The sequence below is a fragment of the Streptomyces sp. NPDC029292 genome (assembly GCF_055569295.1).
Map to the genome: position 1 here is coordinate 1 of NZ_JBVHXR010000039.1, position 19,382 is coordinate 19,382.

Sequence of the window (19,382 nt, forward strand, 5' to 3'; positions counted from 1 at the left end):
TGTAGACGTCGCAATCCACACCGAACCCGGAAGGCCCTCACTCGTTCAAGATCACCCAGCCGTGATCACTGTCACCAACCTCCGTGGACAGAACAGCTAGCGCAGTCCCGCGATCGACCTTCCGTCGTCCAGACTCCCCTTCAGCCCGGCCTGGGCCCCCCGCTTCGTCCGCACCGCGAGCACGCTGCCCTGCGCCGACCCGCTGACCCCGCCGGTCGCGGTGATCGACGCCGTGTCCTGGCTCCCGGCCGCCAGGAGGTACCAGGTTCCCGTGCCCGACTTCCACAGCACACCCGCCAGCACATGGGGGTCGCGGGAGCCGCACGCGGGCGAGTTCTCGGCCTTCGCCGCGACCGCCCCGTACGGCCCGCCCGGCGTGCGGAACTGCGCGAGCACGCGGGTGCCGCCGCCCCGCCAGGTGTCGGCCCGTGTGCAGACCCAGGCGGCGCTGCCGCTCGCGTCGGGCAGCGGCTGCTGCGCGTACTGCCAGGCGTTCACGGACCGCACGCCCTGCGAGCGCACGGAGGCGAGTGAGCAGGCGAACGGCGCCCAGGTCCGCAGCGCCTCGGAGCCGGACGCCTCGTGCGGTGCCGAGGGCTGCCCCGAGGTGAGGTGCGCCGGGGTCAGCTCGCCGAGGTCGGCCGTCAGACGCGTGCCCGAGTTGTCCGTCAGCTGGAGCACGTTCCACGACGTGCACGTGCCGGTCTGTGCCGGGCCGGCCAGCGGAGCGGTGACGCCTTCGGCCGAGAGGGCGAGGTCCATCGCACCGGAGGACGGCTTCATCAGGTCCCGCTCGGCGGCCTTGGTCACCCAAGGGGCCGTCAGATAGCGGACGTTGCCGTCGGCACGGTCGAGGACCACCGCGTCCGCCTCGGCCCCCGTCGCGCCGTCGACGCGGGCGAAGTCGAGGGCCGCCCCGGTCGTGCCGTCCTTCGGCTCGGCGTATCGCGCGATGCGCAGACCGTCGTAGAGAATCACCACACGCGCCTGGTCGACCTCGCCCGCGTACAGCAGCTGCGGCGGTCCGGGCGGGGCGCCCGACGGGGTGCCGGGGGTCGCCGAGACCGCCACGGACTCGCCGGGCCGTGCCCACACGGCGAGCGCGCGCCGCAGCAGTGCGCGGTTCCCGACGAGGTTCCCGCGCGCGGGCCACACGGAGAAGTCGGTGCGCGCGGACGACTCCCAGGCGGTGGCGGCCACCTTGGTCAACTTGCCGGGATCCAGGGCGGCTTCGGCCGCCGGGTTCTGCGCGTACGACGGCGCCGCGGCACCGTCGGGCCCCCACCCGTCCCCGGGCAGCACGAGCAGCGCACCGCACACGGCCACAGCCGCGGCGGCGGCCAGCGCGGCCTTCATGTGCTGCCTGCGCCGCATCAGGTCGGTGGGCCGGGCGTGCAGAGAACAGGGGTCGAACTCGGGGGAGTTGAGGAGGGATTCGTGGGCCTGCGCGCCACCGGCCTCCGCCAGCGCCGCGCCCGGGTCCTCGGCCCCGGCCGCCGTCAGCACCTTCCGTACGTCCGCGTCCGACAGCTTCTCCAGACCGCGCAGCACATAAGCGGCGCGGGCGGGTCCGGAGAGCGCGGACAGGCGCTGGTCCAGGGCGAGTTCGTCGGCGCCGCCCGAGCGCGGGAAGAGCCTGAGGCCCCACACCTGGGGCAGCAGCGGCGGCAGCTGGGACCGCTTGGGCCACGCCCGCCGCTTCAGCGGCAGGCCCGCCTCCAGCGCCGTACGCACCACTTGGAGGCGTACGAAGGCGTAGCCCGGGTCGCCGTCGCGGCCGCCGCCGGTCTGCTGGACCGGGATGACCGTGGCGTCACCGGACGTACGGCCCCGGGGCAGCGCGCGCTGGGTGAGGGCGTGCGCGGTCAGCACCCGGCGGTTGCGGCCGAGGCTCGGTGGCAGCACCAGATACGCGAGCCGGACGAGCCGCGGATAGTGCTCGACGAGCGCGGCCTCGGCCTGCTCGACGTCGACGACCGGTCCGGAGGCGGGTGCGGGGCGCGGGGCTACATCCTGTGACTGCACGTTCAGCAAAACGAGCGAATCATTGGATGGTCACGTTGGAGACCGGAGGCCCGGAAGGGGGCGTATCCGCCTCCGGGTCCAGTGCTGGTCGAGTGAGGTTCGCCATCGACCGCTGTTGACGCCCTCCCCCGCTGGGAGCGGGGGATTCAGGTCCGTGCCGCCGGCAGGGGACACCTTCGCGCGGACGTGCCCCTCGCGGCACCGGATCACCTCGCGGAACAGCGGTCGATTGAGCACGGGGCGTCCCGGAGCCGTATCGAAGGCAGAGCCCTCGCCGGGGCTCTCATCGGCGTGAGCGCCGACAGGTACCGGAGGAACGTATGAGGTTGACACGCGAGAAGCTTCTGGCCGGGGCGGCCGTGGCCCTGCTGATGCTCACCGGCTGCGGCGGATCGGGCGACAAGGCGGCCACGACCGAGGACACCGTCCCGGCCACGGCGACCGGCAGCCTGGAGGATCTGGCGGCCGAGGTGAAGTGCACGCCGGACATCCAGACGGACGCGGACGAGATCCGCCAGGGCGTCTGCAGGATCAGCGACGGCAAGTTCATCCTGGCGACCTTCGCCACCGACCGCGGGCAGCGCGAGTGGCTCAACGGGGCCAAGGACTACGGCGGTTCTTACCTCGTCGGCGCCAAATGGGTCGCCGTCGGGGACCAGAAGTTGGTCACGACGCTGCGCGGCCGGCTCGGCGGGACCCTGGAGGAGGGAGCCGCGCACGCCGGTCATCACAGCGGCTGACCGCGCGGGACTGCGGGGCAACGGAGAGAGCCGGTGGCGGGGAATCCCGCCACCGGCTCTCTCCGTGGGTGTTACTGCCGTGGGTGTTACTACTTGCAGCGCTGGCCGGTGTTGATGCAGTTGACCAGGGTGTTCATCGTGTTCTCGTCGAAGACGTTGATGAAGTCGTCGTGGTCGGTGGCCGGCTTGTGCAGCTGTTCCGGGAAGCCGTCCACCGCGTAGGCGTTCTTGACCTGCCCGTTCTGGATGACCGGCGCCGGCACGTTGTACACCAGGCGCATCGTCAGCTGCGGGATCGCCTTGAAGCCGTTCGCACAGTTGCCCTGGGCGTCGGCGAAGGCCACGTGCGTACGGTGGTTCGCGCTGTCGATGTTCTGGCCGTCCCAGCAGCTCTGGAAGGCGAACGTGCGCACCACGCTGCTGCCTTGGGGGCAGATCGGGTACTGCGTCGTCAGCTGCACCTTGCTCTCGAAGCCGGTGCAGCTCCAGTGGGCGTTGGCGTTCGCGAGGCCGTTGGTCGTGGTCTTCGCGTCACCGGTGATGATCCGCAGGAACTTCGGCATCGCGACGACCTTGCTCTTCGCGTTGCCGACGAACTTGATCTGCGCCTGCTTGACCTGCTGGATCTGACCGACGTTGCCTTCCTTGCCACCGCCGTCGTTGTTCTGGTCGAAGTCCTGCGTACCGTTCTGGATACGCACGACCGGCCAGTAGTACGACGACTTGTCGCCCTGGTTGGTGCAGCTGGTCTGAGCCGCCGCGAACGTGTCGTTGTTGGCGAAGGCGTCGTTCGACTGGTTACCGACGTAGTCGTGCAGGTGGTGCGCGCCGTTGGTGACGCCGGGAGCCACGATCACGTTGTCGGTGTTGAACTTCTTGTTGGCGTTCACGCCACAGGAACTCGTGAACGTTCCGGTTGAACCGCCGGCCCGGGTCCGCGCCTTCCGGGCCACATTCGGCTGGACCTTCGTGATGTCCACGAAGTCGGCCGCGACGGGACCGTTTCCGGCCTGACCGCCATTGCCGGCGGGCGCGGAGGCCGAGGCGCTCGGGGCCGCGCTGGCCGTGGCGCCGCCATTGTTGTTCTGGCCCTGCCCGGAATTGTTCTGGCCATTGTTGTTCTGACCATTGTTGTTGTTCCAGCCACCGGCGTTGGTCTGCGTCTGGTCGGCGGTGGTTCCGGCGCAGGTGGCAAGACCGTCCAGCGAGTCCGGTGCGGTGCCGCCGACCCGCGTGATCTCCAGCTGGATCCGGTCGATGATCGCCGCACGCCGGTCCTTGAGCGGTCCGAGCACGGAGTTCTGGACGAAACTGGCGTCCCTGGCCTGTGCATCCCGCGTGGTGGCAAGGCGTTGGTACGCGTCGGTGATCTGCTGGTCGAGCGTGGCGAGCTCGCCGTCGACCTCCGTACGGGCCTGGTTCGGCACGTCGGAGAGCTTCTGCCCGACATCGGGGCAGCTGATCGTGGCCACCTGGGCGGTGGCAGCCTTCGTGGTGTTGGGGGAGTTGTTCTCCTCGTGTGCCGAGGCGTAGAAATTCGCCCAGATCAGCCCGCCCCCACCGATCGCGAGAGCTGCCGACGCGGCAACGGCGCGAACGGCCAGCGGCGAACGGCGTTTTCGTATGTTGCGTCCCATGGAACTCCTCTGACTTCCTTGCGGGGCATCGAGGCGCCCGACAGGAGTGAAGCGGCTCCATTCCATACGCAGGGGGCGCGTGGGGCGTTCAGAAACCCAGGAAAATCTTAGAAGTTCATGAGGTCAATTCCGGCACAATGGGCCCAGAAGCCCGCGTTTCAACGGGAGTTGATCTCCCCCAGGAGGTTTGAACCAGCAGATTTGAATGATATTCAGCGCCCCTGATCCAAATACGCGAGGACCGCGAGCACCCGCCGGTTGTCGTCGTCCGAGACCTCGAGGCCCAGCTTGGCGAAGATGTTGGAGGTGTGCTTGGCGATCGCCCGTTCCGTGACCACGAGTTGACCCGCGATCGCCGCGTTCGAGCGGCCCTGCGCCATCAGTTCGAGCACCTCCAGCTCGCGCGGGGTGAGCCGCCCGAGCGGCTGGTCGACGGTGGACCGCCGCGACAGCAGCTGCTGGATGACTTGCGGGTCCATGGCCGTCCCGCCCGCCGCCACCCGTCGCACGGCATCGATGAACTGCTCCGCGTCGAACACCCGGTCCTTGAGCAGATAGCCCACCCCGCCCGTGCCGTCGGCGAGCAGCTCCCGCGCGTACAACTGCTCCACGTGCTGCGACAGCACGAGCACCGGCAGCCCGGGCCTGTCGCGGCGGGCCTGCAGCGCGCACTGCAACCCCTCGTCGGTGTGCGAGGGCGGCAGCCGTACGTCGACCACGGCGACGTCCGGCTCCAACTCGGCCAGGGCGCGGCTGAGTTCGGGCCCGCTCTCGACGGCCGCGGCGATCTCGAAGTCGTACGCCTCGAGCATCCGGACCAGTCCGTCGCGCAGCAGGAACAGGTCTTCGGCTAGCACAACGCGCAAGGGATCTCCATGGTGACCATGGTGGGACCGCCCGCGGGACTGCTGACGGCCAGGACGCCGTCGAATGTACCGAGTCGCCGCTCCACCCCGGAGAGTCCCGAGCCGGCGCCGATCCGCGCGCCGCCGCTGCCGTTGTCGGTGACCGCCATCCGCAGCATGCCGTCCGTGTGGTGCAGGTCGATCCAGAGGCGGTCGCCGCCCGAGTGCTTGACCGCGTTGGTCAGCACCTCGCTGACGGCGAAGTAGGCGGCGGACTCGACGGGTGCGTCGGGCCGCCCCGCGAGATCCACGTTCACCTCGCTCGCGAGGGGCAGCCGCAGCGCCAACGCCCGTACCGCGTCACCGAGTCCGCGCTCGGCGAGCACTGGCGGATGGATGCCCCGCACGAGATCCCGCAGCTCGGTGAGCGCGTCGGCGGAGGACTTGCGGGCCTGGGCCAGCAGTTCCTTGGCCTTCGCCGGATCCTTCTCGATCAGCGCCTCGATCGTCCCCAGATCCATGCCCATCGCCACCAGCCGCGCCTGCGCCCCGTCGTGCAGATCCCGCTCGATACGCCGCAGTTCGGCCGCCGAGGTGTCGACGGCGTCACGCCTGGTCTCGGTCAGCACGCGCACCCGCTCGGCGAGTTCGCCGTTCCCGGACGCGAGTACGGAGCGGGTGAGGAGGAAGTGGGCGCGCAGCAGCGCCGGGGAGAGGTAGTAGGAGCCGACGAGGAGTACGGCGGCCAGCGCGCCCGCGAGGAGTGCCGACCCCTGTCCGGAGATCGGCACGAAGCCGTACCACCATCCGACGTGCGTGCCGTCCGTGAAGACCCGCCACAGTCCGAGCGCCAGCGCGAACCCCTCCACCGGGTAGCAGAGCAGCGCGGCGGGCAGCACCGCGGTGACGAACCCGGCGGTCATGTCGAACAGCAGCCACGCCAGGTCCCGCCAGGTGGCCCGGTCCCCGAGCATCCGGAAACACCGCGCCCACGGGCTCGCCCCCTCCGGGACGGACCGATACGGCATGGCCGGAATCCGCACCCCGCACCACTCCGCGGCCACCACCCGCCGCCGGTCCGCGAACGCCCGCACGCCCGTCAGCACCCACGGCGTCGTGACGATTCCGACCCCGAGCGGCACGAGCACGATCGACACGACGGCCAGCACGAAGAGGGTGATCGACCCGGCCGGCCCCACGACCGCCAGCACAAGCCCGCGCCCACCTGCCACGACGACGTCCCGCACTCGCGCACGGATGTCGCTGCTCTGCGTCTCCATGCGCGTAGTCTTGCCGACCCGATCGCACAGGTCACTGGGCCGAGCACCCCGGCCGGGGTGGTGTTACCTGCACCCCAGATGGGCTGATTCTTGGCCCGTCCGGCGTTTGAGGACGAGGCCGTTCAGGCTGATAGCGGGGGTCTGGGGGCGGCAGCCCCCAGGTACGGGACGGGTAGGGGTGGAGGGGGCGAAAAACCTACCCCAGCACCTTCGCCTCCACCACAGGGTCCAGCCCCACCGCAGGCCGATCGGCCCGCTGCGGCGCAACCCCGCCAAGGCTCCGGAGCCAGCTCCAGGTGTCGGCGACGGTCTCCAGCACGGGCCGACACCGCAACCCGGCCCCCACCGCACGGGACACATCCGCCCGGTGCAGCGCATCGTGGAGATCAGTCCCACCCGGCACCCACACCGGCAGCTGAGTCCAGGGCTCGATCCCCGCGTCGAGGACGACATCGGGATCGGTCCACCGAAGCTCCACCTGGGCCCCGGTGACCTGAACGCACGCGTCGAGAAGCGCCCCCATCGTGGTGTGCCCCTGAGGCGCGACCAGGTTGTACGCCCCGCCCAGCCCCCGCTCCACCGCCCCGAGGACCCACTCGGCGAGGTCACGGACATCGACGTACTGGAGGGGGAGATCACGAGGCCCGGGCGCGAGCACGGGCCCACCACGGGCGACCCGGTTCAGCCACCACGGCAGGCGCCCGACGTTCTCGTACGGCCCGAGGATCAGCCCGGCCCGCACCAGCAGCGAACGCTCCGCCCCGAAGGCGTCGAGCACGGCCAGCTCACCGCCCCGCTTGTCCCGCGCGTAGTCGGTCTGCTCCGCGCCGGCGGACGCCCCCTCCACGAGGGCCGTTTCCTCGGTGTATCCGGCGGGCCGAGGCCACTCGTACACGGAGCAGCTCGACACATACACGTACTGCCGGACGCGACCGGCCAGCAGCCGCGCCGTGTCCCGGACGGCCCGCGGCGCCGCCGACCAGGTGTCGACGACGACATCCCACTCACCTTCGGCAAGCGCCGCGAGCCCGTCGGATGTGGTGCGGTCGCCCAGCAACGACCGTACCCCGGCAGGGGGTTCGTGCCGTCCCCGGTGGAAGACGGTCACGTCCCAGCCCCGTCCGAGCGCCGCCTCCACAACGGCGCGCCCCGCGAACTCCGTACCGCCCAGCATCAGAAGTCTCATACCGACGACTCTGCCCGGACGCTCCGCCGGACGGAACGGAAATCTGCTGACAGAAGATCCGCCGCGGCACGACCTCTGTCAGCGGCGCACGGTCAACGCCCCGTCGGCGGCGCGTACTTGTACCCCACCCGCCGCACCGTCTGGATCGCCTGCCGGTGCTCGGCACCGAGCTTGCGGCGCAGCCGCGCGACATGGACGTCGACGGTCCGCCCGTCGCCCACATGCCCGTAGCCCCACACCGTGGTGACCAGTTGGTCCCGGGTGTGCACCCGGTGCGGATGCGCGACGAGATGCGCGAGCAGCTCGAACTCCAGGTAGGTGAGGTCGAGGGGCTGCCCGTCGACCTCGGCGGTGCGCTGCACGGTGTCGACGCGGACGAGCGGGTCGTCGCCGGCGGCGGCCACCGACGGCTCGGGCCGGTCCGGCACGGCGACCGGCAGCACGGGCTGCTGGTCGGCGGGTACGAGGACCAGGTAGCCGATCATCGGCGGCTGGCCCGGCAGCACGGGCAGGGTGTGCTGGGGGGCGGGCAGCCAGGTGGCGCCCGGCGGCAGGAAGTCGGCGACGTCGACCACCTCGTCCCGGTCGACGGCGCGCAGTCGGTGCCGTGCCGAGCCGGTGGACGGGGCGGATGGGGGTCCCCCCGCTCGAGCGAAGTCGAGAGCGGGGGAGGTCGCGACGGAGGAGAAGGAACGGGTGTTCGCCATGTGAGGTCAGCTCTTTCGCGCGAGAAGTTCGTCGGAGAGCTCGACGACCGTGAGTTCGTGGTCTCAGTCGTCGAGGACGTACGTCGTGCGCGCTGGCCGAAGGCCGGGGTGTACGGCTTTAGAGGGCCCGCGCGTTCATCGCGCGGCAACACACCCGGTCGAAGTCGTGGTGCTGACGGGAAGGCCAGAAGGGCTCGAGGTCATGGCGACCCGTCGCGGTGTACTTCTGGAAGCTGGCCATGGTCCCATTGAAGCAGAAGCCGGAGCCGGGCAGGAGACTCCTCTCACAGGTCGGACGCTTCCTTGGCGTGAACTTGACGTTGCGTCTCCTTATCCGACCAGCCGTTTGTGCCACGTCAGGCCCGTGACCGTGATCGCTCTGTCCGGGGATCCGTCCCACTCCGTGGACAGTCCGGCCGCGGTGAGCGCCGCGACGACCTCGCGTCCGACGGCGGCCGTGGTCTCGGCCGAGTCGTCGAACCCGCCGTACAGCAGCGTCAGTCCGTGCCCCGCGGCCGCGCTCTCCGTGCACTGGGAGTGGAAATAGACGAAGCCCCGGGCTCCCTCGCCGCGCTCGGCGGCTATTTCCGTGGTGCCGCAGTTGCGGCAGCAGGTGAAGTTCTCGCGCGCGGTGATGCCGCTCGCGTCGAGTGCCGCGAAGACCCGGGTGACGCGCTCGGGGTCGGTGATCCCTTCCCAGGTCTCCTGCTCGGCGAGGCGCTCCAGCCAGAGCCGGTCGACGAGCTGCCGCGCCTGCGGCTTGGACACGGGACGGCTGTCACCGTCGACCAGGTACTCCTCGGCGTCCTCGGCCAGCTGCGCCCGGTCGCCGTAGCCGCAGCGCAGCAGCTCCCGGATCCGCTCCTCGACCTCTTCCCGTACGCCCTGCGGAAGCTCCGGGATCTCCTCCGGGGCATCGTGCCCGAGGGGCTCCCATGCGATCCCCGCGTCCCAGCCGTCCTCCTGCCGGGCCCAGCCCGCCATGGCCTCCGCGACCCGGTCGCGGTCGGCGAGAACCGTCCCGAAGAAGCGGCTGCGGCTCTCCCGGTACTCCAACTGGTAGTCCCCGCCGTGCTCGTGCCACGTCTGGATGAACACGTCCGGGACATCCGGTATGCGCTGCACGACCAGGTAGTGGTCGCCGTCACCACCGATCCGCTCCACCAGCTCCCGCAGCTGCTCCGCCGAAATCCGCGCGTGCTTCTGCCAGTTCTCCGTCTCGACCTTGATGGCGAGGGATGCGTCGGTGAGGGCCTTGTCGCTCTGCATGGATCAAGACTGGCACGCGCCACTGACAACGCGAGGGGGCGCCCACCGGGAATGGTGGGCGCCCCCTCGCAGGAGTCCGGAACGGATCAGACCTGGCCGGCCTTCTCCAGCGCGGAGCAGCACGTGTCGACGAGCAGACGCGTCACCACGTACGGGTCGACGTTCGCGTTCGGACGGCGGTCCTCGATGTAGCCCTTGCCGTCCTTCTCGACCTGCCACGGGATGCGGACCGAGGCGCCGCGGTTGGAGACGCCGTAGCTGTACTCGTTCCACGGGGCGGTCTCGTGCAGGCCGGTCAGACGGTCGTCGATGCCGGCGCCGTAGTTCTTGACGTGGTCCAGCGGCTTGGAGCCCTCGCCCAGCGACTCGCACGCGGTGATGATCGCGTCGTAGCCCTCGCGCATCGCCTTGGTGGAGAAGTTGGTGTGCGCGCCCGCGCCGTTCCAGTCGCCCTTCACCGGCTTCGGGTCCAGCGTCGCGGAGACGCCGAAGTCCTCGGCGGTGCGGTAGAGCAGCCAGCGGGCCACCCACAGCTGGTCGGAGACCTCCAGCGGCGCCAGCGGGCCGACCTGGAACTCCCACTGGCCGGGCATGACCTCGGCGTTGATGCCGGAGATGCCCAGACCCGCCTTGAGGCAGTTCTCCAGGTGCGCCTCGACGACGTCACGGCCGAAGATCTCGTCCGAGCCGACACCGCAGTAGTAGCCGCCCTGCGCGGCCGGGAAGCCGCCCTCGGGGAAGCCGAGCGGGCGCGAGCCCTTGAAGAAGGTGTACTCCTGCTCGATGCCGAAGATCGGCTCCTGGGCGCCGAACTTCTCCTCGACCTCGGCGAGCGCGGCACGCGTGTTGGACTCGTGCGGCGTCATGTCGATGTTGAGGACCTCGCACATGACGAGGACGTCGTCGCCGCCGCGGATCGGGTCCGGGTAGGTGGCGACCGGCTTGAGTACGCGGTCGGAGGCGTGACCCTCGGCCTGGTTCGTGGAGGACCCGTCGAAGCCCCAGATCGGCAGCTCGGCACCCTTGGCGTCGTCGCCCAGTATCTTCGTCTTGGAACGGAGCTTGGCCGTCGGCTCGGTGCCGTCGATCCAGATGTACTCAGCCTTGAAGGTCACGGGGCCACATCCTTCGGGGTGGGTCTTCAGTCGCACTGCGGGTGCTGCGGCGCTGCGGCACTGGGGCGCCGCGGGAGATGTCCGGCAGCCTGTCAACAGGCGATTTCCCGATCATTGCCCGAATGTGAACCCCGTGTTACCTGGGCTGTGTGTGCGCGGTGTCACTCGGCATCGCCCGACGGGAGCGTTCGCGACCGCGATCGGCGGCCCGGTCGCCTCTTGCGGATCCCGGGTGGGACGGCTCGTATGCGATGAGGGTGAGCGCGATTTATTCGAATCTTCCCTTTCTTCCCTTTCGTTGAGGTGTACGTCGATGGAGTGCGGACCGTTGCGGTTCGCGAACCGGTCCTGCCGCTCCCGGAGGGGGCGGCAGGACCGGAAATCAGCGGCAGCTGCGACTGTCACCCCACCTTCTCGATGCGGGCCTTGCGGATCAGGAACTTGCCGGGTTCCCGGACCTGTTCGAAGGCCGCGTTGTTCAGCAGGACGCAGCTGCCGGAGACCGAGGTGACCTCCACGGTGGTGGACTTGTTGTTGTCCAGGTTCGTGACCTTGAGCTTCGTACCGGCCGGGAACTGATTGCTGGACGCGGCCGGGGCGCCGCCCTCACCGGAGAGCGTGACGGTCGAACCGGCACAGACCTGCTGGCCGACGGCGCCACCGGCGTTGTCCGCGGGAGCGCTCTGGGCGGGCGAGGACTGTGCGGGAGCGCTCTGCGCGGGAGCCGACTGCGCGGGCTGTGTGGCGGCCTGGGAGTCCTGAGCCGACTCCCCGACCGTGCAGCCGGACGCCTTCTGCTGAACCTTGATCTGCGCGATGACGGCCTCGCGGTTGGCGATCCGGGCCGCCGACTGCGCGTCCGGAGTGGCCCGTTGGCCGTCGATGAACTTCTGGTTGTTGCCGAGCGCGGTGGCCAGTCCCTGGCAGACCGTCGAGTTCTGCGCGTTCTGCACGGACGCCGCGTTCGAGGTGGCGGCCAGGGCGAAGGCCCCTCCTCCGGCCACGGCCGCGGCGCTGACCAGCAGGGCGAGCTTCTTCTTGGTGCTGAGAGTTCTCCTGCGCGACATGAGCGCCTCCTGAATGAAGGGGAGCGTTACGCCGCTATGTACGAGATGCCGAACGTGGTTACTCAACAGTTACAGGGGTCACTGAAGTAACGTAGGTCACAAGGGAGTTGGCGACTGCGGGCGACTGCCTGGCGACTACCTGGACAAAGCGTCCCGTACTGCGTCATCGGTGCGTGCGACGAGGGCCGTCCCGTCGTCCGCGGTGATGATCGGCCGCTGGATGAGCTTCGGGTGCTCGGACAGCGCCTTGATCCACCGCTCTCGTGAACCCGCCTCCCGGGCCCACTCCTTCATCCCCAGCTCCTTGGCGACAGCTTCCTGCGTCCGCGTGATGTCCCACGGTTCGAGCCCGAGCCGCTCCAGTACGGCGCGGATCTCGTCCTCCGTCGGTACGTCCTCCAGATAGCGGCGGACGGTGTAGTCGGCGCCCTCGGCGTCGAGCAGGCTGATGGCGCTACGGCACTTCGAACAGGCCGGATTGATCCAGATCTCCATGCGCACACGTTACGGGAACCACCCCATCCCACCTGAGTCACGGCATCGCCGCCTGCGGTCGAAGGCGGTATCCCTCTCCTGCGCTCCGCGACGGGCGCTCTGTTCGATTTTCTCGCGTCTCACGCACACCTCGCGGACCTGGTGTGACACGGCGACAATTCCCTTGCTCACCTGGACCTTTGGGAGGCTCTGTGGACTCCCTGGATGTCAGTGGCAGCCAGTAAACTGGAAGCAGTGTTCGAGGGTGTCGCCGGGGGGTCCGGCGGTGCCCTGACCGCGACAGGAGGATGCCTGTGCCCGCTGCCGCACTGAAGCCGCTGCCCACTCAGTCCACGTCCAAGAGGGCGGTCCTGCTGGACCTGCCGTACGAGCCCATGGAGAAGCGCCCGCTGCCGCCGGGGCGTCCCCGCGAGTGGTACGTCACGCACAATCGCCGGCTCAAGGCGATGCGCCTTGCGATCGCTCTGCTCGACTCCGGTGTGTATGTGCCGAACCAGGCCCGTAACGAGACGATACGCACCACCGCGGAACTCATCGGCGTCCACCCGCCGTCGGACACCACGTGCCACATGGTCCGGGCGTTGATGAGGTACTCGCGCTGACCTCTTGGCGGGGGCGAGTTTTTTCGCCCCCGCCGCCCTTACCCGTCCCGTCCTGGGGCTCCGCCCCAGACCCCGCTCCTCAAACGCCGGAGGGGCTGAAATCAGCCCGTCCGGCGTTTGGGGACGAGGCCGTCAGGCCGACAGCGGGGGTCTGGGGGGCGGCGGGGGCGAGAAACTCACCCCGACGACAGCTCCCGTTCCAGTGGGGTCCGGAAGCGTGGAGTGACCCGGGTCCGCCCCACCCACGCCTGCAAGCGCGCAGCCTCCGTCGAGATGGCGTCGTGGGCGTCCCGCCCGAGCCCCTCCGCGTCCAGGACCCGCCACACCACCTCACCATCGGCCCGCTGCGCCCACCCTCCGACCACTCGCCCGTTCCACCACACCGTCGGCCCGACATTCCCACTGCCGTCGAAGAGGGCGGGCCGCAGCGAGGGGGAGAGGTACCAGTCCCGCTCCTGCCACCCCATGGCCGTGGGATCGAGACCGGGCAGCAGCGCGGCCCAGGGCGACGAGGGCCCGGCGACAGGACCGAGATCGCCGTCGGCCACGTATCCGGTCACCCCGCCGTCGAGCGACACGGCCACCGCCCCGATCGCGGCCAGCGAACGCCGCACATCGGTGACCTTCCATCCCGTCCACCACTTCAGGTCCGCCTCCGTGGCGGGCCCGCACGCCGTGAGCCGGCGGCGCAGCAGTTCGGGCTGGGCCTCGGCGGGCGGGAGTTCGGGATGTGGCGGGGCGACGGCCCAGCGGAACTGGCTGGACGTCCACGAGCCGAGTGGCCGGCCGCGTACGACCCTGCCCTCGACGCCGAGGACCCGCATCAGCCGGGACGACACGGTGTGCGGACTCTCGTAGCTCTTGCCCGCGCCGTACGTGAACTGTTCCTTCAACCGCGGCTCGTCCCGGGTGAGTTCGTTCACCGTGGCCTGCCCGCGCCGGGCAAGGGCGGCGAGCGCGGACGCCTCGACCTCCGCGAGCCACTCCTCGGTCAGCCGCCCGTCGCTGCCGCTCGTCATGTCCTTGATCAGCCCGGCCCGCGCCTTCGCGGCGATGGCGAGCCCGGTCGAGGCATGCACCACGGCGGCCAGCTCGGTGGGAAACACGAACACGGTGTGCCGCATGCCGTGCATCCGGACCAGGGACCGGTCCTCGTACAGCGCCCGGTCGACCTCCTCCACCGTCTTACCGGCGTCCGCCAGCCGCGCGCCCACCGCCAGATACACCGTCGCCGGATCGGTCCCGTGCAGCGCGACCAGCGACTCCGCGACCTCCTCGGGACCCGCCGCGCGCGCGGCCACCGCGAGCCGCTGGCGCAGCGCGAGCCGGGCCCGCCGCTCCGCCACCCCGATGTGCCGCCGCCGCTCGCCCACGCCGCCTCCGCCTCACCCGTACCGTCGCCACGCGCTTCGTCCTCATCCTCTCGAACGCCCGGCCCCGGCGGGCGCGCTTCACCCGTTCGCCGGACCCGGCATGCGTGCGCCCTGCTCGCGGCCTTGACTGAGGCAACCGCAGAAACGACGAGCACGTCGGGAGACGCGATGCAGAGGCTCGGCATACGAGGGATGGTGCTCGGCATACGACGGATGGTCCCCGGCATACGGGGGATGGTCCCGGCGGTGGTCGCGACGGCCCTGACGACGGCACTGGCCGTGTCCCTCACCGGCTGCTCGGACAACGGTTCGCCCGCGGGCACTGCCTCCAAGGCAGCGTCCGCGGCCGCCTCCCTCGCCTCCCAGGCCGGTGACGCCCTGGCCTCCGCGACCGCCGAGGCCGGCCGGAAGCTCGACGAGTTCAAGAACGGCGTGAACGCCAAGGGCGACGTGAAGGTCGGCGGCGTGACCACCGGCTCCGACGGGCGCTCCACGGCCAAGGTGACCGTCACCAACTCCGCCTCATCGACGAAGACGTACGCCGTCCAGGTCGACTTCCGTGACCCGGGCGGCAACCTCCTCGACACGGTCGTCGTCACCGTGGGCGACGTCGCGGCGGGCGCCTCGAAGGACGCCACCGCCCGCAGCACCCGCACACTCTCCGGCGACGTCCGCGCCGACGTCGCCCGAGCCGTGCGGCACTGACGGCCGTGGTCCAGAACGGCGCGACGCCCACCCCGGCGGACCGCGCGGCCCAGGGCAAGGCGGCCCGCAAGAGCGTCTCCCGCTCCGCGCACGCCACCTGGATCCCCGCCGCCGACCGGCCCGACCCCGTCGCCGTACTCGAAAGGCAGGGCAGGGACCGGCTTCAGGAGCTGCTGCCGATCCGGTACGGGCGGATGACCGCGTCGCCGTTCGCGTTCCTGCGCGGCGGCGCCGCCGTGATGGCCGCCGATCTGGCGGCCCAGCCGCACACCGGGCTCATGGTGCAGCTGTGCGGTGACGCCCATCTCCTGAACTTCGGCCTGTACGCCTCCCCGGAACGCAGCCTGCTCTTCGACCTCAACGACTTCGACGAGACGTTTCCGGGCCCCTTCGAGTGGGACGTCAAACGGCTCGCGGCCAGCGTCGCGGTCGCGGCCCGCGAGAACGGGCACCCGGAGGAGCAGGTCCGGCGCGCGGCGCAGGCCGCGGCGGGCGGGTACCGCAAGGCCGTACGGCGGCTCGCCGGGCAGAACGAGCTGGCCGTCTGGTACGAGCGCATCGACGCCGACCAGCTGCTCCCGCTGATCCGTTCCGCCAGGCGCCGCAGACGTGTCGAGTCGAGCCTCGCGCGCGCCCGCCGCCGCAGCAGTCTGCATGCGCTGGGCAAACTCACCGAGACCGTCGACGGACGCCGCCGCATCGTCCACGACCCGCCGCTGCTGGAGCCGGCCGGAGCCCCCGACATGGCCTCGCTCCGCAAGATCTTCAGCGACTACCGCTCCACGCTCTCCGAGGAGCGCCGCCTCCTCCTCGACCGCTACCGCTTCGTCGACGCCGCCCGCAAGGTCGTCGGCGTCGGCAGTGTCGGCACCCGCTGCTTCATCGTGCTGCTCGCCGGCCGGGACGCGGACGACGCGCTGTTCCTGCAGATCAAGGAGGCCGCCAAGTCCGTGCTCGAAGAGCATCTGCCCACCGGCCCGTATCTCCATCCAGGGCATCGGGTCGTCGCGGGCCAGCGGCTTCTGCAGGCCGCGAGCGACATCTTCCTCGGCTGGATGACCGGACCGCAGGGACGCGCGTTCTACTGGCGGCAGCTGCGTGACATGAAGGGCTCCGCGGACGTCGCCGGGATGGCCCCCGGCCGGCTGCAGAGCTACGCCGACCTGTGCGGCACCGCCCTGGCCCGCGCCCACGCCCGCTCCGGCGACCGCATAGCGATCGCCGCGTACCTCGGCGCCGCCGACACCTTCGAACGCGCCGTCGCCGACTTCGCGCTGCGGTACGCGGACCAGAACACCGCCGACCATGCGGCGCTGGGCGCGGCCGTGGCGGCGGGGGTGGTCGCGGCGGCACCCGGCGTCTGAGCGTCTGGCTCTGAGCGTCGGGGTCTCAGCCTCGGCGTCTGAGCCTCGGGGCCCGAGCGTCTGGGCCTGATCGTCGGCGTCCGAAGCCCCGCTCGGGGCCGCCCTCCCTCAGCCGTACAGCTCCAGCAGCCCCGCCACATACGCGGTGAGCCGCCCGCCCAGCACCTCCGGAGTCAGATCCGTGCGCCCCAGCTCGCGCCACGGCACGGCGACCTTCTCGGCGTCGGGGGAGTAGGCCAGCGCGTCCAGCAGCCGCCAGTACAAGTGGCTTTCGCCGTCGGAGAGTTGGCGCCCGCCCTGCGCCGCGTACCGCTCGCGGAACCCCAGTCCGTACGCCTCCCCGTGCAGCAGCGCGAGGGCCGTGGAGCAGTGGGCGACATCGAGGTCGGCCGGGCCCCACGAGGTCTCGACCCAGTCGACGACCCCGCTGATCCGCAGGGTGTCGCCCGCGCCGGTGAACAGCACGTTCCCGGGGTGGAAGTCCCGGTGCAGGAAACACCCGTCGTACGCAGGGGGTTCGCGCCGGATCACGTCCACGGCCCGGTCCCACAGCGCACCCTCACCGGCGGGCGTACGGACGCGCTCGGGCGACGTCCACGCCTGGTACGGACGCGGACGGTCCGCCGGAACCACCGCGTGGATACGGACGAGTTGACGTGCCAGCAGGTCGAGGCGGCGCTCCAGATCCTCCTCGTCGAGCCGTACCGCGCCCGGCAGCAAGGACATCAACAGCGAGGGATGGTCGCAGTGTTCGGCGTTGGCGTCGACGGCGTACAGCTCGGGCGCGGGCACGCCGTCGTGCGCGGCGAGCAGGGTGAGCACGGACGCCTCGCGGGCCAGCAGTCCCGGCGCGTGGAGCCGGAAGAACGGCTTCACGAAGGACCGCTGGACCAGACCGGTGCCGTCGTCGAGGGTGAGTTCGCGCATCTGGGAACTCCAGCCGCCGTACAGGGGCGTGGACTCCCGTACGCTCCTGCCCTCCGGAAGCTGCTTGGCCACCCAGGCCCGTGTCGCCGTCCACCCCTGGTCGCCGAGTCCGGTGAGTACGAGGTCCACGAACCGCTGCCGGTCCTCGGCGTGGTCACGGAACCAGAGCCCCAACATGTGCTCCGCGTCGGGCAGTTCGAAGCGGGTGAACTGGGCGCGGCTGGCGAGCGCGTCGGTCACGGCCTCGGTCACGGCGGGCGGGATCACGGTGTCGGTGCCCGGCACGGCGAGCACCGCGCGCCCCGCGTAGGCCCGCAGTACGCCGAGCGCGGGGGCCTGCCGCCAGCTGTCCGGCGTACGGATGAGCTCGCTGAAACGGCCGTCGCCCTCCCCGAAGGGAACCGGCCATGCCTCGGCGCCGTACACCGCGGGCGCGCACAGCCCCAGCGCCGCCACGCGCTCCCCGTAGTGCCCCGCGAGATCGGCCACCGTCTGGCCGCTCATGCTGAACCCGACGAGGATCAGCGGACCGCCCGCCGGGACTGTCGCGTCGATGACGGCGACGGCCTGCTCGAAGCGCTTCTGAAGACTCAACTCACTGAGTTCGCCGGTGCTTTCGCCATGTCCGGAGAAGTCGAGGGCGAGGCCGCGGCAGCCGCGTGCGACGAACTCCTCGAGCAGCGGGAGGAGTCGCTCCTTGCTTCCGTTGCCCGCGCCGTGCAGCAGGACGGCGGTGGCCGAATCGCCGCCGTCGGTTCCGTCGGTTCCGTCGGCGCCGCTGACGCAGCTCAGTCGTTCACCGTCGTGGTCGTACGTGAAGGAGGAAAGCATCCCCCGATTTACTCATCCCGCTCAGGTCGCCGGCGTACCGCTCTCCGTCTTCGTCGCGGTCTCCGTCTTCGCCTGCGTCTCCGTCTTGGCCTGCGCGGCCGCGACCGCCTCGCGCAGTGCGTCCTCCTGCTCCTGGCTCAGCGATGTCTGCACCAACTGGCCGCCGTACTGGGCGATTTGGGGGACCACCTTGTCCCCGGCCGCCTGCTTGACGAGGACGAAGAGCGCGGCGGCGCCCGGGCGCAGGTTCTGGCCGAGGTCCTTCATGAAGTTGTCGTTGATGCCCGTGTCCGTGACCGCGCCCCCGGCGGCCCCGGCCGCCGCGCCCACGGCCGCGCCGAGCAGCGGCGCCAGGAAGAGCAGCCCGATGACGCCGCCCCACAGCGCACCTCCGGCCGCGCCCACGGCCGTGTGGCTGACCGCCTGGTGCAGCTTGATCTTGCCGTCGTCGCGCCGCTCGACGACCACCGCGTCCTCCAGTTCGACGAGATGCTGCTTGGACAGCTCGAACAGCTTCTCGCGGACCTGATTGGCGGTGGCGAGGTCGTCGTAGGCGACGACGAACAGATTGCTCATGCGGGGGCACCCCTTCGCGCCTTTTGCCTGTTTCGCTCGACTTTATAGCGATAACTAAATCGGTGCAGGCCGGGAAAATGAGATGCGTGCGTGCGCGCGTCGTCCCTACGCTGGACACGCGTTCCGGAGCTGCTGAGCACCGCTTTCCGCCGGACAGGCATCAGTGGGCGTACTCAGGGCTACTCTCTACGCACCGACGGACGGCCGCCCACCCCCAGCGCCCCGTCGATCCATCCATCACGACATCAAGACCCGTCACTCACGCATGCAAGGAGTCCCGTCATGGGCACCTTGATCATTTCCGCGACCGCGATCCTGGTCGTTCTGGGCTTCTCCAACCACGTCCTCTGGCTCGCGGCGATCGCCCTTCTCTTCCTGTACGTCCGCTACGGCCGCACCGGGGAAAGCACGTCCCCGGCATCCTCGCCAGGCTCCGCGCCGGGCTCCCCCTCGGGAAGCTCGTCCGGATCCTCGGGCCGCGGGGACGCCAACTACCGCGCGTACCGCGACCGCCGAGACCGTCAGGCCAAGTGGGAGCGCCGCTACCGCAGGGAGCGCCCACTGGAGGCGCGCCGCCAGGAGCGCCAGAAGTAGCCCCACCCGGCCCAAAGCCCCAGGTCACAGGTCCAGGTCACAGA

Annotated in this window: 19 protein-coding genes; 5 read left to right on the forward strand and 14 right to left on the reverse strand. The window is 70.5% G+C overall.

The features are described 5' to 3' along the window. Positions 1–96: 96 nt before the first annotated feature. On the reverse strand, positions 97–2,025 hold the full coding sequence (locus ACZ4WS_RS45625; RefSeq protein ID WP_467989790.1) for a hypothetical protein: 1,929 nt from the start codon (positions 2,023–2,025) through the stop codon (positions 97–99). Positions 2,026–2,345: 320 nt separating this feature from the next. On the opposite strand from ACZ4WS_RS45625, the gene ACZ4WS_RS45630 reads away from it, so the two are divergent. Next, positions 2,346–2,765 (forward strand): hypothetical protein, encoded by a 420-nt coding sequence (locus ACZ4WS_RS45630; protein WP_467989792.1) that lies wholly within the window; start codon positions 2,346–2,348, stop codon positions 2,763–2,765. An 89-nt stretch (positions 2,766–2,854) separates the two neighbouring features. Here ACZ4WS_RS45630 and ACZ4WS_RS45635 read toward each other — a convergent pair whose 3' ends face one another. The 10 genes from ACZ4WS_RS45635 to ACZ4WS_RS45680 all read right to left on the reverse strand — a co-directional run bounded on the left by ACZ4WS_RS45635 (position 2,855) and on the right by ACZ4WS_RS45680 (position 12,366). Next, positions 2,855–4,402, reverse strand: a complete 1,548-nt coding sequence (locus tag ACZ4WS_RS45635; protein ID WP_467989794.1) for a DUF1996 domain-containing protein — start codon at positions 4,400–4,402, stop codon at positions 2,855–2,857. Positions 4,403–4,614: 212 nt separating this feature from the next. After that, the gene (locus ACZ4WS_RS45640) at positions 4,615–5,268 is read right to left on the reverse strand and encodes a LuxR C-terminal-related transcriptional regulator (RefSeq protein WP_467989795.1); all 654 of its coding nucleotides are present in this window, start codon (positions 5,266–5,268) and stop codon (positions 4,615–4,617) included. Continuing rightward, a complete protein-coding gene (locus tag ACZ4WS_RS45645) occupies positions 5,253–6,527 on the reverse strand; it encodes a sensor histidine kinase (RefSeq protein WP_467989797.1) in 1,275 nt (424 codons plus the stop codon). The genes ACZ4WS_RS45640 and ACZ4WS_RS45645 overlap by 16 nt, the downstream gene beginning before the upstream one ends. Positions 6,528–6,723: 196 nt before the next feature. After that, entirely contained in the window at positions 6,724–7,713 is a 990-nt protein-coding gene (locus ACZ4WS_RS45650) for an SDR family oxidoreductase (RefSeq protein ID WP_467989799.1), read from the reverse strand. A gap of 92 nt (positions 7,714–7,805) precedes the next feature. Further along, on the reverse strand, positions 7,806–8,420 hold the full coding sequence (locus tag ACZ4WS_RS45655; protein WP_467989801.1) for a winged helix-turn-helix domain-containing protein: 615 nt from the start codon (positions 8,418–8,420) through the stop codon (positions 7,806–7,808). 118 nt (positions 8,421–8,538) lie between these two features. Next, the gene (locus ACZ4WS_RS45660; protein WP_365343278.1) at positions 8,539–8,661 is read right to left on the reverse strand and encodes a hypothetical protein; all 123 of its coding nucleotides are present in this window, start codon (positions 8,659–8,661) and stop codon (positions 8,539–8,541) included. 89 nt (positions 8,662–8,750) lie between these two features. Next, positions 8,751–9,689 (reverse strand): DUF6891 domain-containing protein, encoded by a 939-nt coding sequence (locus tag ACZ4WS_RS45665; protein ID WP_467989803.1) that lies wholly within the window; start codon positions 9,687–9,689, stop codon positions 8,751–8,753. An 86-nt stretch (positions 9,690–9,775) separates the two neighbouring features. Next, entirely contained in the window at positions 9,776–10,804 is a 1,029-nt protein-coding gene (gene glnII / locus ACZ4WS_RS45670) for a glutamine synthetase (protein WP_467989805.1), read from the reverse strand. Positions 10,805–11,205: 401 nt separating this feature from the next. Continuing rightward, a complete protein-coding gene (locus ACZ4WS_RS45675; RefSeq protein WP_467989806.1) occupies positions 11,206–11,871 on the reverse strand; it encodes an RlpA-like double-psi beta-barrel domain-containing protein in 666 nt (221 codons plus the stop codon). Between the two features lie 135 nt (positions 11,872–12,006). Further along, positions 12,007–12,366, reverse strand: a complete 360-nt coding sequence (locus tag ACZ4WS_RS45680; RefSeq protein ID WP_467989807.1) for an arsenate reductase family protein — start codon at positions 12,364–12,366, stop codon at positions 12,007–12,009. 293 nt (positions 12,367–12,659) lie between these two features. Here ACZ4WS_RS45680 and ACZ4WS_RS45685 point away from each other — a divergent pair, with 293 nt between their 5' ends. Continuing rightward, the gene (locus ACZ4WS_RS45685; protein WP_467989808.1) at positions 12,660–12,968 is read left to right on the forward strand and encodes a hypothetical protein; all 309 of its coding nucleotides are present in this window, start codon (positions 12,660–12,662) and stop codon (positions 12,966–12,968) included. Positions 12,969–13,144: 176 nt separating this feature from the next. Here the strand turns inward: ACZ4WS_RS45685 and ACZ4WS_RS45690 are convergent, their stop codons facing one another. Next, positions 13,145–14,341 (reverse strand): winged helix DNA-binding domain-containing protein, encoded by a 1,197-nt coding sequence (locus ACZ4WS_RS45690; protein ID WP_467989809.1) that lies wholly within the window; start codon positions 14,339–14,341, stop codon positions 13,145–13,147. A 213-nt stretch (positions 14,342–14,554) separates the two neighbouring features. Here ACZ4WS_RS45690 and ACZ4WS_RS45695 point away from each other — a divergent pair, with 213 nt between their 5' ends. Both ACZ4WS_RS45695 and ACZ4WS_RS45700 read left to right on the forward strand, forming a co-directional pair. Next, positions 14,555–15,046 (forward strand): hypothetical protein, encoded by a 492-nt coding sequence (locus ACZ4WS_RS45695; protein ID WP_467989863.1) that lies wholly within the window; start codon positions 14,555–14,557, stop codon positions 15,044–15,046. Between the two features lie 5 nt (positions 15,047–15,051). Next, the gene (locus ACZ4WS_RS45700; protein ID WP_467989811.1) at positions 15,052–16,410 is read left to right on the forward strand and encodes a DUF2252 domain-containing protein; all 1,359 of its coding nucleotides are present in this window, start codon (positions 15,052–15,054) and stop codon (positions 16,408–16,410) included. Between the two features lie 108 nt (positions 16,411–16,518). On the opposite strand, the gene ACZ4WS_RS45705 is transcribed toward ACZ4WS_RS45700, so the two are convergent. Together ACZ4WS_RS45705 and ACZ4WS_RS45710 are read right to left on the reverse strand one after the other, a co-directional pair. After that, positions 16,519–18,168 (reverse strand): alpha/beta fold hydrolase, encoded by a 1,650-nt coding sequence (locus ACZ4WS_RS45705; RefSeq protein WP_467989813.1) that lies wholly within the window; start codon positions 18,166–18,168, stop codon positions 16,519–16,521. Positions 18,169–18,189: 21 nt separating this feature from the next. Beyond that, positions 18,190–18,744: a DUF1269 domain-containing protein gene (locus ACZ4WS_RS45710; protein ID WP_467989815.1), complete on the reverse strand. Its 555-nt coding sequence runs from the start codon at positions 18,742–18,744 to the stop codon at positions 18,190–18,192. Positions 18,745–19,026: 282 nt separating this feature from the next. Here ACZ4WS_RS45710 and ACZ4WS_RS45715 point away from each other — a divergent pair, with 282 nt between their 5' ends. Beyond that, entirely contained in the window at positions 19,027–19,338 is a 312-nt protein-coding gene (locus tag ACZ4WS_RS45715) for a hypothetical protein (RefSeq protein WP_467989816.1), read from the forward strand. Positions 19,339–19,382 lie beyond the last annotated feature (44 nt).

Coding starts and splice junctions, on each gene's coding strand:
- ACZ4WS_RS45715 (WP_467989816.1), top strand. CDS start 19,027: ATGGGCACCTTGATCATTTCCGCGACCGCGATCCTGGTCGTTCTGGGC.
- ACZ4WS_RS45635 (WP_467989794.1), bottom strand. CDS start 4,402: ATGGGACGCAACATACGAAAACGCCGTTCGCCGCTGGCCGTTCGCGCC.
- ACZ4WS_RS45705 (WP_467989813.1), bottom strand. CDS start 18,168: ATGCTTTCCTCCTTCACGTACGACCACGACGGTGAACGACTGAGCTGC.
- ACZ4WS_RS45655 (WP_467989801.1), bottom strand. CDS start 8,420: ATGGCGAACACCCGTTCCTTCTCCTCCGTCGCGACCTCCCCCGCTCTC.
- ACZ4WS_RS45630 (WP_467989792.1), top strand. CDS start 2,346: ATGAGGTTGACACGCGAGAAGCTTCTGGCCGGGGCGGCCGTGGCCCTG.
- ACZ4WS_RS45675 (WP_467989806.1), bottom strand. CDS start 11,871: ATGTCGCGCAGGAGAACTCTCAGCACCAAGAAGAAGCTCGCCCTGCTG.
- ACZ4WS_RS45665 (WP_467989803.1), bottom strand. CDS start 9,689: ATGCAGAGCGACAAGGCCCTCACCGACGCATCCCTCGCCATCAAGGTC.
- ACZ4WS_RS45680 (WP_467989807.1), bottom strand. CDS start 12,366: ATGGAGATCTGGATCAATCCGGCCTGTTCGAAGTGCCGTAGCGCCATC.
- ACZ4WS_RS45645 (WP_467989797.1), bottom strand. CDS start 6,527: ATGGAGACGCAGAGCAGCGACATCCGTGCGCGAGTGCGGGACGTCGTC.
- ACZ4WS_RS45695 (WP_467989863.1), top strand. CDS start 14,555: ATGGTCCCCGGCATACGGGGGATGGTCCCGGCGGTGGTCGCGACGGCC.
- ACZ4WS_RS45650 (WP_467989799.1), bottom strand. CDS start 7,713: ATGAGACTTCTGATGCTGGGCGGTACGGAGTTCGCGGGGCGCGCCGTT.
- ACZ4WS_RS45660 (WP_365343278.1), bottom strand. CDS start 8,661: ATGGCCAGCTTCCAGAAGTACACCGCGACGGGTCGCCATGACCTCGAG.
- ACZ4WS_RS45710 (WP_467989815.1), bottom strand. CDS start 18,744: ATGAGCAATCTGTTCGTCGTCGCCTACGACGACCTCGCCACCGCCAAT.